The following is a 15,312-nucleotide window of genomic DNA, read 5'->3' as shown; positions in this document are numbered from 1 at the left end:
CCTTTTGGGTGTATATTACTCAAATGACACAGATTTATGAACACTACCTCTATCCTATCAACTGACGACGGGCTGTGGTCATAACCAACCTCGACTGAGCTTTGATGGGTATTTCAAAGCCTAGTCAAGCCTGGGCGAAACATCAAAAAGATATGGCTGTCCTCATAGACAGTTACGATCAACTGCTTGTAATTCATGGTAACTACTCATGTTTGTTTGGCGACTACAGAGTATCACCAACAGGCAGTTGATCTCTCCTCACCGTTTAACCATGAGTGGTGCACTTATTATCTGAATTCGGGGACAGCTTTACCACGTCCGAGTGCTTTGACTTGTTATGTTTTTTTACTAAGTTCATTTATAAACTCTTGTGGATTGCTAACAAACTTTGCCGCATTTGAATTTTTAATGGCATTCTTCATTTCAAACACATTAGCCTCAGCGACTAACTTAAGCTCTGGAAAGAAAAGTGCACAATTAAGGGCATGAGCTGCTTTAACTACTTTGATGATGATTTCGTTTAGATTCTGGTTTAGATCTAACCGAATGTGTATACCATCAATTGTTTCGTTCTCGTACCAAACCTGAATATCGTGCTCTTTCTCATTACCCCAGGTCAGTAATTCCTCATGCCATGACTTTGATGGAGGAAGAACCTCACCAAGCGTGTCTTTAAAATCTGATTCAGGTTGTCGTCCGTTCCAGGCGCACTCGGTATCATAGCCCTCCTCATCATAGAGTGCAGATGAACTATAGCTATTTTCCTCAGCCCATGAAGCTGGAATTAATACAACTAAAAATTGCCAAGTAGCCATGACTCTCCTGAAACATAACGCCTTGCTCACCGGAAAATTAGGAGCGCAGCGAGTAATTTTTCCGAGTGCAGCAACTTGTTAGGCCTCTGCGTCATAAATTGCTCTGATTTTTTGATCCATTTGTGGAGTGACCGCGAAGCCTTCTGCGGTAATGTGACTTAATGCCACATAAGGTTTGCTACTTCCACCATTTGGCAAGCCAAGCTCTTCTTCTATATCATTTTCCAATACCATCGAAGAACCTATATTGATATCAATTTCATCAACAATTTTTTGTGTTGATCGATCTGCCGACGCAATTGCATCTACCCCTTTGTGAGCTTGATGATCTCTGTCATAAACAGCGACATACGGGATAGAAAACTTATTCATAAGCTTAACGTAAAGGGGGATATTATCTTTTGAACCGCAATCGATTAAAGTATATTCGTACCTAAATACACCTAACTCTTTAGCCAATAGAGGAAATACAGTTTTTTCTGTAGCTCCCTCTAGCAACACAACTTTACTGGCAAAGAATAATTCACCACGATCAGGATTGATCCAGTAGGAAAGATTGAAGTCTTTTTTTGAATCTCCTTCAAACAAATCTTCGGTGCATTGCTTAACCTTAGTTCCGTTTACTTCATCATTCTTTGTTGCTATGTAAATAGACTTATAACGCTCAACATCAATAAGACCGCTTGAATGCGTACAGAGGATCACTTGACTTCCTGACTCAGACAAAGCAACGAATGAGTCGAATAACGACCTTTGCGCTTGAGGATGTAAATAAAGCTCAGGCTCCTCGAATATAAAGTATCTAGAATTTGATGCTTTTCTATTTCCTTGTTCTTCCGCCGATGCTGCCTCGGCAAAAGCTTTTTTTGCAACTACTTGTATTAGCGCAACTGTGAGAGCTCGCTGTAAACCGTGTCCTTTTCGTTTTATATCAGTTCTTACACCGTCATCAACCCAAACCTGAGTATTTGCTTTAAATACATTCTCAATATCAGGAGCACTTACTTCAATATCTACTTTTGCACCCCACGCAACTAGCTCATCAGTTAACTCTTGCTCAAAGTCAGTCAATTGTTTAGGTCGATCATTATTGTCGTTACCTTCATGATCTTTTTTGTTCAGGGTGGAAAATAGTTTTCCGAGTTTTTCCTTTGTTTCCTTCCAGTCTTTATTGTGCTCAGACATCAAATCTACAACATCAGCATACATTTTTCCGAAAACACTAGAATCTTTAGAAGAAAAATCATCCGATGCTTCTTTTACAGCTGGTATAAAGTAAACTTCACCAAATATTCCCTTTGCTACACTTTTCAACCCCAGAAAATTTGTGGTCTCAAGCTCAAAAGCGAATTGAATATCTTCCCTGTTGTTTTTGATGTATTCGTTTTGGGCATCGATGATGTTTTGCTTGGTGATTCGTCCAGAATCAGGAATATAAGGATGGAATGGCAGGCTGGACGCTAGTTCTCTTTTTGTGTAAGCAGAAGCATTCGCTTCTTGAAGCCAATCCTCCGATGGATTTTCTATGTATCCTCGGTATTCAAAACTACCACCTAAAAAGGCTGTTTTTCTTACGACTATTTTTCCCTCAGAAGTTAAATACTTTTTGAAAGTAGTTTTATCTGACTCATCAAGATCACCAAACTCAATTTCTACAAATAGTTCAGAAGAACCATGGAAGAAGTCCAGATCTTGTTGCTTTATCTCACCAAAGAAGAATAAGACGGAAGATAAAAGATTCGACTTGCCGTGGTTATTCTGACCAATGATGACCATTAGATCTTGTGCTTTTAGCTTTTCTTCTTTTACAGAGCGCCAGTTTTTAATCCATATACTTTCAATTTTCACTACTTACTCCTTGTGGCCTAACGATCAAGCTAAGCGGTGGAGCAAAGTTGGCACATATTTTTGCTCCGCAAAAATTGTGCTGACTTTGCGGAATCCGATTCAGCTGCTTGTTATCTCTTATTACCATCAAAGTTAAGGTTATTCATCATGCGGTACATCAAGCAATTCTCTTCACCTTCCCAAATTAGTTCTTTCGTCACAGGGTTTCCGAAAACCTGAACCACCCCAGGTTTTCTAAACGTATCAGGGTTTAGAGGACGCAGCGCATATGGATTATGGTAAATCTGCAAACCGTCCTGAATCGTTTCAGAATAGCGGCTAGCATCGGATATACGTTTTTCAGGAACCCCATTGGCCCCATTTCCCCAAACCGTAGAAACAATTCTTTTAACATTAGGATTTTTGGTCATGGCATCAACTTTTCCCCAAGTAGCAGTACAGCTAAAAATAACAGCACTAATCTCAGGGAAGCCTCCACTGGCAAAGAATCCTAGTTCAATTTCTGCCCCATTATCCTTTTCTATAAATCCCAGGCTTCGACCTGGAGGGCCATCCGGATACTTCTCGGGGTTATCTAGATATGCATCTTCGTCTACATAGTAGTCATAAAGCAGAGCCACTATTGGTCTGTTGTATTGCAAATTGAAGTTCGGCTGTTCGAACGGTGCTATCGCAAGTATGAATGGCTTTTTCTTTACATGTTCGAGTTCACTGTATTTTCGCTTATATAACTTAGCCTTTGATATAAATGAATTCGAAAGTCTTATGATTGATTCTCGATTCATTTCTCCAAAACGCATATTTTGAAGTTCATCAGCGGAGCGGAAATACTCCCACTCTGCGGTTTTCCCTTGGCTGTTGTTTGCTGTTGTTGCCTCAACAATAAGACTAATATTGTCTCTCTTGATGTGGAAATCTGGTGAAGCTGAATCCCAGTTAAATTCAAACCCAAATTCCTTAAACAAGGCGTAAAGGTAAATTTCCCAAAAACAAGAGTTAAAAGAAGTCTGAAACTCTCGGGCAAACTTACCGTCTCGATCTGGAAATCCATCAGCCCAACGTTGAAGTTCAGCTCGCTCCAAAGTCCTAGACTCTCTCATGATTGAACGAAAATTTTTGTGAAGTTTTGCGTCTTCAACAATCGGCTCAAACAGGTTCATAGAGTTATGGCTCCAATAAAGAGATAACGCCCGCTTAAGTGGTGAGCAACGCAATACGATGTTCCTGCACACCACCTAAATCACTAAATTCAACGCATAGTAAAAATGCCACGCGTTGCGAATCCGTCTTGAAGCGTTTGTTAAGCAACAATTTCCTCTGCATTATAAAATCTACCAGAATCTTTCGTTTGTTGAAGCCAATCTGCAACTTTTACCTTAAAGCCTTGTTTGGCAAATAGAGTACCAGCAGCTTTCAAATAGTCTTTATTGGCGCCAAATTGAGCCAGACTTAGCACTTCTTTACCTATTGTGGTAACTAAGTAAACTGGCTTACTAGCGACTTTTTGAGCGTTCTCGTGCTCCAAAATTAGACAATGATTATATGAAATTAAACCTTTAATAAAACGGGTCTGTTGTGAACTTTTCCATTTGGTTTGTAGCCCGACAGCCTCTACTCCTGATAATATCCCCAGCTCTTGTAAATACATCAAGATACCAAAGTTAATTCCTGCCTTTTCAAGAATTTCATCATGCTCTCGAAAAATAACACCTTCGACAACAAATTGTGCAGCTATTGCAATAACCTCAGCGTCAGCCTTTGACAAAGTTTTTAAGAAATCTAATGTTCTGTATGAATATGACCCTGGACTTTTAATCTCGCCAGCTAGAATTTTGCCCCAAAGCTGCTGCAAGTCCTCGGAGGACACACGACCAGCATATTCTTGCCAATTGAACAACCAGTCATCTTCAATCTTAGATTCATTTACGGGGGTGGCGTCATCAGCCAATAAATCCTCTGCGATCAGTATTGATTTCGCAACATTTGCTTCCTTACGAATATTTTCACTGACACTTTTTCCAAAAGAGTTTCTCACTGCATATTCAACCCCAAGAGTCGGCTCAATTCTTCCCTGCCTATTCTCAAGAAAATTTTCTAACTGAGGACTCTCAAATTGAATATTACCGTTTCTAATATCTTCCGCTAGCCTTTCTGCTTCAGCAATTTTTAGAATTTCTTGGCGCTTAAGATCTAATCGGCTTTCACCGACTCGTCGCTCTTGCCACGGTTGAAGAATACTACCAATACCCTTGTCAACAAGAGAATCCCACATCTTAATTATTAAATTTTCACCTGGAATATTCATATTTACCCTTTGTTGCTTAACAGCTGTATAGTGCGCATGCGCGTTTTAGTCCTCGGAGGAGTGTAAACACGCATCGCTATCTATTTGTATTCGCTGGATATAATAGAGTTTAGTCCTAATATCCCTTGCAGCTAAACGCGCATGCGTGGTTTCCAAACCTATTATCTACCAGCTGTATTTTTTAACATTATGAATTTGATGCTATTTTCTAAAATGTTACAGAAATAACGCGCAAACTTAGCTACAAATTCCCGGCATTTTTCCTGGAACGGCAATAATACTGTATAGAAAATCAGTTATTAGGCGCTTGTCATAAGCGCTCCAAGCCCTGCAACTAAGGGCCTTAAAACCAAGAGCCCTACAACCCAGGCCTTACAAAAAAACGTTAAGTAAAGCCATGGCTACCGCACGGGTCCAAACTCTGTTTGTCCCTACATTCCGCTGAAAACGGAAAAGTGCTACTGCTTTCGGCCTTAAGCTTAAGGAAGTGCTAAAGCTAAGCGTTTGAATTGGTTATACAATACCCAGTACTGAATGTGAAAACAATTAGCCAAAGGTCAAGTTTTGACAAAGGCAACAAAACCCTAATTTGGGTTGTTTTTACAACAGAATTGACTGGGTTTGAAACCCAAAGCGACGCGACTTTAAGCCGCTGGCACAGCGACTAGCATGGCTTTAAGCCAAAACTTACTAATGAACTTGATCCTAGCGGCTAGCTAAGTTGTAACCCATCACCTGCGGTGCGCCTTTTGCACAGGCGATCCTGTGACTCGCTGCAAGTACGTCCTTGTAAGCTCTGCCTCGCCATCCCTGGCTCGGAAGGTCACAGTTCCGCCTGTGCCTGGAAAATAGGTGTATGTCTGCAAACTCTTCAGATATTTCAAGCTACTCAGCGCTAACAGAGTTGTACCAATTCCCCCTCGGTGTCGCCGACAGCCGTTGGCACAAATAACGTGGCTGAGGGCGAATGCTCGCCGGTGGCGAGTGTGTTTATGAGCGCGAGCCAAGGAAGGCGAGCTGGCCTTTATCCATGGAAGGATTTGGATGCCGAAGCAGCGACAGTCGAATCAGGGGCGAGTGTCGCTTAGCGACGAGCTCACGAGCGCGAAACAGGATGTTGAGCTGGGTCAGAGTCACATGGATGTGACTCGGAGCGTCTGAAGCGATAGTTATTTGCGCCATAAGGCCGAGGGGCTTTCGACAGCGTGTGGGGCGGCAAGGGAGATCCAAGAGGGGATTGCTGTTGATCCCTTCTTGGTCGGGTGTGGGGCGGCGAGAGTTGCGTAACAACGTGCTTTCGAGCGAGAGCCAGGGATGGCGAACTGGCCGTTGTGCATGGATGCATTTGCTCCACGACTTTACGCCGCTGGCACAGCGGCTAGCATGGCTTTAAGCCCAAACTCACCAAAAAATTTGCTCTGAGCTGCTGGTTAATTTGCCCCCCATCACCTGCGGTGCGCTTTTTGCACAGGCGATCCTGTGACTCGCTGCGAGTACTTCCCTGTAAGCTCTGCCTCGGCATCCATGCCTCGGAAGGTCACAGTTCCGCAAGCGCCTGGAAAATAGGCATATATCTGCAGCTTAAAACAACTCTGTGTGGAAAGAATTGCACCGACTTTCCTTCAAAGCCGCCGCTAGGCGTTGTTTGCATATTAGCGTAGCCGAGGCCGGCTTGGAAAATTGAAAACGAATTTTCCGAGGCTATGCCTGATAAGAAGAAGCTATACCTGATAAGAAGCTATACCTGATAAGAAAATGCCCTCCGATGGAGGGCATTCATTGATGAGTACAACTGGGCTTAAGCGTTTCTCGGTTGCTCAGGCTTATCTATATCCAAAGTCACTTCATAGGCCACATTGTTTTGGCTGACAGGCTTTACCGTCTCCACTTTGGGCTCGGCACAGGCCTTGGTATCCCGGGCGATTTGCAGCGCTTCATGGGTGAGCATGTTGTTGCCACTCAGCAGATCATTCAGCCCGCCCTTTTCGGCATCTACCAACCCCAACTCTCTGAGCATGGCATCGACCACAGGCGCGTTGGCACGGTAGTTGAGTGCCGCACTGGTAACCTGCTCGGCAATGCCGCCCTTGACACCTGCGCCATCAGAAGCAGTCCCCAGTTGGCCGGTTACGCCGCTGCCATAGCCTTGAAGGATCTTGATGCCTTCGATGTTTTCCAGCGGTTTAACCGCATTGGCGACGATTTCCGGCAGAACTTTGAGGATAGCCAGTGAGCGCTGCAGGGCAACTTGCTCGTCACGCAACACGTTCTCGGCTTCGTGCAGCGCCTGTTTACCGGCCGCTTCCACCGCATACACCTTCTCATCGGCCTCGGCCTTGAGCATCTTGGCATCGGCACTGGCGCGGGCTTCGGTCAGTATCGCTATGGATCTATCTTCGGCGGCGCGTTTCTCGGCTTCAGCCTGAACTGTGACCCCAACGGCTTCCCGCTCTGCCTCTTTACGGGCGTCGATAACTTCAATCTCTTTGCGACGATTAGCCTCAGCCACCTGACGCACTGTGATTACCGCTTCCTCTTTTTCAACCTTGAGCTTTTCGGCCTCGGCGGCGCGGGCCCTGGCGGCAGATTCTTCTTCCGACTTGGCGGCAACCGCAATCTGTTTCTCCTGTTCGGAGACTTCGATATCTCGCAGCTGCTGAATTCTGGCCTGCTCAATTTGCTTACGCTTTTCAATTTCGCGGGTTTCTATGTCTTTGGTCTTTTCTATTTCCGCCGACTCGATGGCGCGTTCCTTGGCGATTTCCGCCTCCCGCTCCTCACGCTGCTTTTGCTCTTTCTGCTTGATGATCTCGGCCTTTTGTTCGGCGCGCTTGAACTCCAGTGCCTGCTGCTGGATCAAACGTGCTTCCTCTTCGGCCTTTTCAATGTTCAGCGACTCTTTTTCGGCTTCCAGGTTACGCAGCTCAATCTGGATCCGGTTGTCCTGCTGAATATCGTTGGTTTCTTTGCGCTTTTCTTCGATGATCTTGGCGAGTCTGGCACGACCTTCGGCGTCAAACGCGTTGTTCTCATTGAAGAACTCCAGCTCTGTCTGGTCAAAACCTGTCAGAGAGACCGACTCCAGTTCCAGACCGTTTTTCTCGAGATCGTTGGCAACGTTGTTCTGCACCCGCTGTACAAAGTCGGCCCGCTGTTCGTGCATCTCTGTCATGTTCATTTCGGCAGCCACGGCGCGCAGCACGTCAACAAACTTGGACTCCATCAGCTTCTTGAGCTCTTCCACCCTATTGGTGCGACCGCCCAATGTCTGGGCCGCCATGGAGATACCTTCGGCATTGGGGGCCACCCTCAAGTAAAAGTCGGCCTTGACGTCCACCCGCATTCTGTCTTTGGTGATCAGAGCATCTTTTTGGGTCTTGCCCACTTCGATGCGCAGGGTGTTCATATTGACGTGAATAATTTCATGCAGTACCGGCAGGACAATGGCGCCGCCATCTTTGACTACCTTTTCACCACCGAAACCCGTGCGCACAAAGGCCATCTCTTTGGTGGCGCGGCAATAGAGCTTGGCAAAAATAAACCCTATCACCAACAGGCAGAGCACTACTGCGCCTGCGGTAAACAGCAACATACTGGTGCCGCTGGTATTTAAACCCGGGATGGTTTCCATTCCTGTTGTTTCCTTCTTTGGTTGGATTATTGTTCAAAACGGGTGGCAGACCACACGCGGCCGCTGCGTCTGAGCAGCACCACTTGCACCCCTGCCGGGAATTCGGTGTCTTCGTCCTCGGGTTCGACCAGGACATAGTGTTTTTGACGGTATTGATCCTGAACCACAGCCTCGCTGGGATTACCCTTGATGGCGCAGCCGAGTGTCACTGTGCCGACGCTGCCGCTGAGATCTTCGATTGAGACGGCGCTGGATTCATTTTTGGGAAGGATTCTGGCCAACTGCCCACCGAGGAAATGGCAGGCAACCGCCGCCAGCGGCAAGGCCAGCAACAAGGAAAACACTTGCGGTAACAGGGCCGAGGTGAGCAGCCAGGAAAAATAGTTAAGCAGGTAGCCAGTAATACTGAAACATCCCAGTGCCAGTACAAACCAGATGAGCACAGGCAGCCTATCCAGGCAGAGCCAACCGGCCAGCGCTGTCAGTCCCCCCTGAGGCAGGTCAGTATCAAGATCGGCATCGGGAAGCCAGTCATCCATAGCGGCCATCAGGCTGATACCCGCAATTAGTGTGAGTCCCTCTATCACTCCAAGCAGTGCCACTATCGCCAAGGCTACAGCATAGGGCAGATTGGACTGGGCCAGAAAAAAGTCCAGCACAGGATTCCTCCTTGTAGACGACTGTACCTGTCGTCAATATTCCATATAAGCCTGTTTATTTCAGGTCGTTACTGAGTGTACCCCTTGGCAAGCTTTGACTCCAATAGCTTTTATCTGCATTTAACGTCAGAAATCTGCAGCGGCTCACATTAATGTTAGCCACTCCATACTGAGGCTATCTTTGCTTGGGTTAGTGTTGCAACAAACCACAAGGTTTACCCCAGCAACGCCCAGACAAAAACCGAATTGCAAACTTTGTTTTTTATTACAAGGCATTAATTTAATTACATTTCGCAAAAACAAAAACTGCCGAAAAACACTTGAGAACGATCCCTTGGCTTGGTTAGCATAAGAACTGTTCCCTCTGATGCATGCCATTATTTTAGAGCAAACCATGACTGCCAAAACCGAATACCAACATCTTTGCCAGCACTTTCGCACCATCAGCCACTTCGAGCATTTCAGTGCCCTGGGGGACTGGGATCAAGCCACCATGATGCCTATGGGCGGCAGCGAGGCCCGCTCCGAGGCGATGGCCGAGTTGGCATTACACATTCACAGTTTAAAAACCTCGCCCCGGCTTGCTGGATGGCGCCGAAGCCAAGGCCGCCGAACTCAGTATCGAACAGAGGGCCAATCTCAGAGAAATGCGCTGGCACTACGCCCAAGCCATCGCCGTGCCGGGGGACTTGGTGCAGGCCAAGACGCTGGCGGGTTATCGCTGTGAAAACCAATGGCGCGAACAGCGGCATAACAACGATTGGCAAGGGTTTCGCCCCAATCTCGAGGCGGTAATCGCCTTGGTGCGAGAAGAAGCCCAGGCTCGCTCGGCGCACACAGGCAAGGCAGGTTACGATGCCATGCTGGACAGATTTGAACCCGGCATGACCTGTAAACGGCTGGAGAGCACTCTCGGAGCGGTGCGGGACTGGTTGCCCGAGCTTATCCAAAAAGTGAAGCACAAACAGCTGCACCAGAGTTACAAGAGCAGCGCCGGCGACTACCCGATAGCAAACCAAAAGCGGCTGGGACGGGAGGTGATGCAATACCTGGGATTTGATTTCAACCAAGGGCGTTTGGATGTCAGCTCGCACCCATTTTGCGGTGGCGTGCCCGGTGATATCCGCCTCACCAGTCGCTACACGGAAAACGACTTTATCGCTGCCCTCACCTCCACTATTCACGAAACGGGTCATGCCCGTTACGAGCAGGCGCTGCCAAAGGATTGGCGAGGGCAACCCGCCGGAATGTCTCGCTCCATGGGGATCCACGAGAGTCAGAGCCTGTTTTTTGAGATGCAACTCGGCGGCAGCCGCGCCTTTATCAGCAAGCTCTATCCGAGAATTCGCCGACATCTCGACTGCCCGATATCGGCCCATGAACTGGTCGACAATATCACCCGGGTCAAGCCGGGTCTTATCCGGGTCGATGCCGATGAAGTCACCTATCCGGCGCACATACTACTGCGATTTGAAGCCGAGCAGGCCTTTATCGACGGCAGCTTGGAAGTAAAAGACCTACCCGATTTCTGGGATCAAAAGATGCAGCAATATCTGGGGCTGAGTACTGCCGGGAATTATAAAGATGGCTGTATGCAGGATATTCACTGGACCTTGGGCGAACTGGGATATTTCCCCAGCTACACCTTGGGCGCCATGTACGCCGCCCAGCTGAGATTTGCCATGGAAGCCGAATTGGGCCCCATTGAAGCCCTGCTGAGCCAAGATAAGCTGGGGCAGATTTGCGACTGGCTGGATGAAAAAATCTGGTCCAAGGGGTGCCTGCTGGAAACCGATGAACTGATCCGCAGCGCTACAGGGCAGAGTCTGGATCCCAACTTCCTGCAGCGCCATCTGCAACAGCGCTATCTGGATTAATTTATCTGCAAAAATGGTATAATGGCGCGTTTCTACGAAGTAACTGCAAAGAGAAAGTGAATTCAGATGTTGATACGCGCCATTAGCCAGGATGACTGGCAAGCCATAGGCGAAATTCAAGCAGAGTGCTACCACGCGCTGGCCCCCGAACCTTTACATGTACTCAAGAGCAAGTGGCAGGCATCACCGCAAACCTGTTATGTCCTTGAAAAGAGTGACCAGGTGGTAGGCTATTGTCTGGCTCATCCCTGGACCGAAGACACCCCTCCGCCACTGTACAAGGCGATTACCACACTGCCAAAGGCCGACACCCTTTATCTGCATGATATTGCCATCAGCAACAGGGCTCAGGGATTCGGCGCCGGACGCAAACTGTTTGATACCCTCAAACTGCAGGCGGAAAAACTGCGCCTGGGTTCCTTGTCACTGGTTGCAGTACAGGGCGCCTGTGGTTACTGGGAAAAGCTTGGCTTTAACCACAAGCGTATCGAAAAATCGTTGGCCACCTATACAGATGACGCCAGTTATATGGTCTATCCGGTAGCCCGCTGACAGATGCAACCCACACTCATCACCATAGGCTTATTGTGCCTGAGCAATATCTTTATGACCTTTGCCTGGTACGGCCACCTCAAGTCCCTTTCAGGTAAACCCTGGATAATTGCCGCTTTGGTCAGTTGGGGCATAGCCCTGTTCGAATATCTTTTGCAGGTACCGGCCAACCGTATTGGTTATAGTGTGATGAATGTGGGCCAACTCAAGATACTTCAGGAAGTCATCACCCTGAGTCTGTTTGTTCCTTTTTCATTCTATTACCTTAAAGAACCGCTGAAACTGGACTATCTCTGGGCCGGGTTGTGTATGCTCGGCGCCGTTTATTTTATATTTCGCAGTAAGTTCGCTTGAGCCCACTGCTTTAATGAGGACACAAGATGGCACGTCAGGTCGCCTATGAATACAAGGGGGTCGCGAAAGTGATCAACTTTGCCTATGACAAATACCACGACATGTACGAGGCTGTTGCCGCCGCCGAGGGAATAGATCTCAGCCGTTTTCTGGCGATGGAGCAGCAAGTCGCCATGACAGCCAAAGGCGGCGGCGCCCTGAAGAGCTATCGCACCAGTGAATTCGCCCGTATGGGATTTCGTCATATCCACTTTGTCAAAGAAGAAGAGCAGGGTTAATACCTGCCCAAAAGAGGGTTAAGCCATGATAAATCCAGAGCACGCCAATTTTCCCCGAGCCGGCTTTTTCAAGCGCCTCGGTGCCGCCGTTTATGATCTGTTGCTGGCGGTAGCCGTCTACATGTTTGCCGGTGCCATAGGGTTTGGGATCTTTACCGGCCTGACCGCCTCCGGCCTCATTCCCATGGGGAACTATGAACATGTTTCGGATCTGCTCAATGGCAACAGCCTCTATCACGGCCTCTATCAGCTGTGGCTGGCCTGCTGTGTGGCCGGTTTCTACGCTCTCTTTTGGTCCAAGGGCGGCCAGACTCTGGGCATGCGCGCCTGGCGCCTCAAGGTACAGCATCCCAACGGCCAAAACCTGAGTTTTATTACCGCGCTGGCACGGGTGGTTTGGTCCTTGCTGGGGATAGGCAACCTGTGGATCCTGTTCAGCGGTGACAAACTGGCACTGCAGGACAGCATGACCCGCTCCGAAGTGGTGCTTCTCAGTAAAGAAGCCAACTCACTGCGCAACTGGCACTGATTCTGAGGTAATGGCCTGAAATACCCAGGTAGCGGTAGCATTAAAATAGAGCTTTTTAGATACTAATACGCAAACCACAGCAAAAAGCCCTGTCAGTGACAGGGCTTTTTCATAGGGTTAATCAACAAGGGAGGCTTTAAACCGCAGCGGCTTTACTCTCAAGCCCTCAATCCTCAGCGTCCTCAGCGGCGGATATAGTAGATAGCCGCGCCGGTAAACAGCACACTCGGCATCATGGCCCCCATCAAGGCCGGCAGCTCATAGACTATGCTCATGGGGCCGAAGATCTCATTACAGATATAGAAGGTAAAGCCGGCTATCACCCCGAGTAATACCCTGGCCCCCATGGTGACGGTTCTAAGCGGCCCGAACACAAAAGAGAGCGCCACCAGCATCATCACAGCCACTGTGATGGGTTGCATCACCTTACGCCACAGCGCCAACTCATAGCGACTGGCATCCTGATTATTGTTCTTCAGATAGTCGAGATAACCGACCAAACCGCGGATAGACAGGGCATCGGGTTTAACCGACACCACACTCAGCTTGTCCGGTGTCAAACTGGAGGGCCATCTGTCTTCCTTGAGGTTATCCAGCACCACTTGCTCATTTTTGAACACAGTGCGGCGAACCTCCAATAAACGCCAATATTCCTTGGTGTAAATAGCCTGCTCGGCGTGCACCACACTGGCCAGCTTCTGCTCAGAGTCAAACTCATAAAGGGTAATATTGCCAAGACGAGTCACATCCTCAATCTCGCCAATATTGACGAACAGGTTTCCATCTCTGGCCCAAATCCCGCGGTGAGACTTAATCAGGTTGCCGCCGGAGATCTTATTGGTCTTCAGCTCATAGGCCTTCTGCTCCGCCACCGGTGCGCCCCACTCCCCCAGTACCATTACCATCAGCATCAAAGGAACCGCCGTCTTCATCGCCGACAGGGTGATCTGCAGCCGCGACATGCCGGAGGCCTGCATCACTATCAGTTCAGAGTTGGAGGCCAGCATGCCCATGCCGATGAGCGCCCCGAGCAACACGGCCATGGGGAAAAACATCTCCACATCTCTTGGGATCAAAAACAGCACATAGACGGCGGCATCCATCATGGTGTAGCTGCCCCGCCCTACCAAACGCAGCTGATCGACCCATTTGATGATCCCGGAAAGCCCGGTCAAAATCAGCAGACACAGGGCAGAAGTGCTGAGCAATACTCTGGCAATATACCAGTCCAGTATCTTCATGCTGCGGCCCCCCGGCGTTTGAACAGACCGGTCAGGCGAGTGCCCAAAGGTCTGCCCTTACCTATCAGCAAGATGCCCATCACCAATGCCGAGGCATGGATCCACCACATTCCCAGCCAGGCCGGGATCACCTCATCCTGCAGCGCCTTGCGCCCGGCGACCATCAAGCCGAAATAACCAAGATAGAGCAATACCGCCGGGAATACCTTGGCAAACTTGCCCTGGCGCACATTGACCCGCGCCAGCGGCACAGCAATCAGCGTCATCAAAGGGATAGCCAGCGGAATCGCCAGTCGCCAGTGGAATTCGGCTACGGCTTCCGGCCCCGGCGTATTGAGCAGCTCCTTGAAAGGCACGGCAGATAACTTGCGATCCCTCTCATCCACTTCCTGCTCTTTGAGCTGCATCTGATAACCGCCGAACTCAATCACCTGGTAATCCACCCGGTTCGGTGCTCCCTGATAACGCACGCCGTCATCGAGCTTGAGCCGCTGGCCACCTGTTGCGTCTTCCACCACCCGGCCACCATGGGCCACGACCAGGTTGGTAACGCCGCTCTCATCTTCCGCATCGGGAAGCTGGGCCACAAAGACTTTTTCCAATTCATTGTCTTTACTGATTTTTTCAACAAAGAGCACTGCCCGGCCATTGGCACTGGTTTGAAAGCGCCCCTGAACCAGGGCGGCTAACCCAGCCTCTGACTGGGCCTTCTCCAAAACCGCGTGCTGTTTGTCCTGGGCCCAAGGCGCAACATAAAGCGCCAGATAACCGGTAAACAAGCTGTTGAGCAACGCCAGGATCAAGGTTACCCGGGTAACATACCATTCGCTGATACCGACCCCGTGAAAGACCACCATCTCGTTTTCTGCATACATGCGGCCGTGGGCGAGCAAGATCCCCAGAAACAGACTCAGAGGCAGGATAAGCACCGTCAATTCGGGCAGATTAAGGCCTATCAGAGTCAGCACCAGGGAGGCGGGAAATTCGCCGTCGGAGGCATCGGCCAGGATGCGAACAAATTGCTGGCTGATAAAAATAGCTAATAAGACTGAAAGCACCGCTATTTGTGCCTTCAAAACTTCGCGGATCAAGTATCTAAATACAATCACAGGCTGAATCCGGTATCCAAACTTATCTTTTTGCTGGTGTCAGTGTTACTTTCATGTAGACTGTCTACTTTTGATAGTTTTCTGACCATAACAGGCGGCATTTTGGTTGTTTCA

General features: G+C 48.6%; 12 protein-coding genes and 1 pseudogene. 5 read left to right on the top strand and 8 right to left on the bottom strand.

What is annotated here, in order from left to right:
• Window positions 1-335 precede the first annotated feature (335 nt).
• The 6 genes from RC73_RS02730 to RC73_RS02705 form a co-directional block, all read right to left on the bottom strand.
• Entirely contained in the window at window positions 336-815 is a 480-nt protein-coding gene (locus tag RC73_RS02730; RefSeq protein ID WP_039033180.1) for a hypothetical protein, read from the bottom strand.
• Between the two features lie 78 nt (window positions 816-893).
• Complete coding sequence (locus RC73_RS19780; protein ID WP_052247940.1) at window positions 894-2,663, bottom strand: ATP-dependent nuclease; 1,770 nt, start codon at window positions 2,661-2,663, stop codon at window positions 894-896.
• 110 nt (window positions 2,664-2,773) lie between these two features.
• Complete coding sequence (locus tag RC73_RS02720) at window positions 2,774-3,823, bottom strand: hypothetical protein (RefSeq protein WP_039033179.1); 1,050 nt, start codon at window positions 3,821-3,823, stop codon at window positions 2,774-2,776.
• Window positions 3,824-3,963: 140 nt separating this feature from the next.
• Window positions 3,964-4,968 carry a DUF2806 domain-containing protein gene (locus RC73_RS02715; RefSeq protein ID WP_039033178.1) on the bottom strand — a complete coding sequence of 335 codons (1,005 nt, stop codon included), beginning with the start codon at window positions 4,966-4,968 and terminating at the stop codon, window positions 3,964-3,966.
• Between the two features lie 1,798 nt (window positions 4,969-6,766).
• Complete coding sequence (locus RC73_RS02710) at window positions 6,767-8,599, bottom strand: flotillin family protein (protein WP_082014227.1); 1,833 nt, start codon at window positions 8,597-8,599, stop codon at window positions 6,767-6,769.
• A gap of 26 nt (window positions 8,600-8,625) precedes the next feature.
• A complete protein-coding gene (locus RC73_RS02705) occupies window positions 8,626-9,258 on the bottom strand; it encodes a YqiJ family protein (protein WP_039033177.1) in 633 nt (210 codons plus the stop codon).
• A 442-nt stretch (window positions 9,259-9,700) separates the two neighbouring features.
• On the opposite strand from RC73_RS02705, the pseudogene RC73_RS02700 reads away from it, so the two are divergent.
• The 5 genes and pseudogenes from RC73_RS02700 to RC73_RS02680 all read left to right on the top strand — a co-directional run bounded on the left by RC73_RS02700 (window position 9,701) and on the right by RC73_RS02680 (window position 12,848).
• Window positions 9,701-11,135, top strand: a pseudogene (locus tag RC73_RS02700) (carboxypeptidase M32).
• A gap of 66 nt (window positions 11,136-11,201) precedes the next feature.
• Window positions 11,202-11,687 (top strand): GNAT family N-acetyltransferase, encoded by a 486-nt coding sequence (locus RC73_RS02695; RefSeq protein ID WP_025011398.1) that lies wholly within the window; start codon window positions 11,202-11,204, stop codon window positions 11,685-11,687.
• 3 nt (window positions 11,688-11,690) lie between these two features.
• Window positions 11,691-12,041, top strand: coding sequence for a DMT family protein (locus RC73_RS02690; RefSeq protein WP_025889282.1), 351 nt, complete (start codon window positions 11,691-11,693; stop codon window positions 12,039-12,041).
• Between the two features lie 26 nt (window positions 12,042-12,067).
• Window positions 12,068-12,319 carry a DUF2960 domain-containing protein gene (locus RC73_RS02685; protein ID WP_025011397.1) on the top strand — a complete coding sequence of 84 codons (252 nt, stop codon included), beginning with the start codon at window positions 12,068-12,070 and terminating at the stop codon, window positions 12,317-12,319.
• Between the two features lie 25 nt (window positions 12,320-12,344).
• A complete protein-coding gene (locus tag RC73_RS02680; RefSeq protein WP_039033176.1) occupies window positions 12,345-12,848 on the top strand; it encodes an RDD family protein in 504 nt (167 codons plus the stop codon).
• A gap of 182 nt (window positions 12,849-13,030) precedes the next feature.
• Here the strand turns inward: RC73_RS02680 and lptG are convergent, their stop codons facing one another.
• Window positions 13,031-14,089, bottom strand: a complete 1,059-nt coding sequence (gene lptG / locus RC73_RS02675; protein ID WP_028781603.1) for an LPS export ABC transporter permease LptG — start codon at window positions 14,087-14,089, stop codon at window positions 13,031-13,033.
• The gene (gene lptF, locus RC73_RS02670; RefSeq protein ID WP_039033175.1) at window positions 14,086-15,198 is read right to left on the bottom strand and encodes an LPS export ABC transporter permease LptF; all 1,113 of its coding nucleotides are present in this window, start codon (window positions 15,196-15,198) and stop codon (window positions 14,086-14,088) included. The genes lptG and lptF overlap by 4 nt, the downstream gene beginning before the upstream one ends.
• Window positions 15,199-15,312 lie beyond the last annotated feature (114 nt).

The sequence above is a fragment of the Shewanella sp. ECSMB14102 genome (assembly GCF_000813075.1).
Classification (GTDB): Bacteria; Pseudomonadota; Gammaproteobacteria; order Enterobacterales; family Shewanellaceae; genus Shewanella; species Shewanella indica.
This window is presented reverse-complemented; position numbering and strand designations above follow the sequence as displayed.

Coding starts and splice junctions, on each gene's coding strand:
- RC73_RS02720 (WP_039033179.1), bottom strand. CDS start 3,823: ATGAACCTGTTTGAGCCGATTGTTGAAGACGCAAAACTTCACAAAAAT.
- RC73_RS02680 (WP_039033176.1), top strand. CDS start 12,345: ATGATAAATCCAGAGCACGCCAATTTTCCCCGAGCCGGCTTTTTCAAG.
- RC73_RS02730 (WP_039033180.1), bottom strand. CDS start 815: ATGGCTACTTGGCAATTTTTAGTTGTATTAATTCCAGCTTCATGGGCT.
- RC73_RS02710 (WP_082014227.1), bottom strand. CDS start 8,599: ATGGAAACCATCCCGGGTTTAAATACCAGCGGCACCAGTATGTTGCTG.
- RC73_RS02695 (WP_025011398.1), top strand. CDS start 11,202: ATGTTGATACGCGCCATTAGCCAGGATGACTGGCAAGCCATAGGCGAA.
- lptG (WP_028781603.1), bottom strand. CDS start 14,089: ATGAAGATACTGGACTGGTATATTGCCAGAGTATTGCTCAGCACTTCT.
- RC73_RS02690 (WP_025889282.1), top strand. CDS start 11,691: ATGCAACCCACACTCATCACCATAGGCTTATTGTGCCTGAGCAATATC.
- RC73_RS02715 (WP_039033178.1), bottom strand. CDS start 4,968: ATGAATATTCCAGGTGAAAATTTAATAATTAAGATGTGGGATTCTCTT.
- RC73_RS02685 (WP_025011397.1), top strand. CDS start 12,068: ATGGCACGTCAGGTCGCCTATGAATACAAGGGGGTCGCGAAAGTGATC.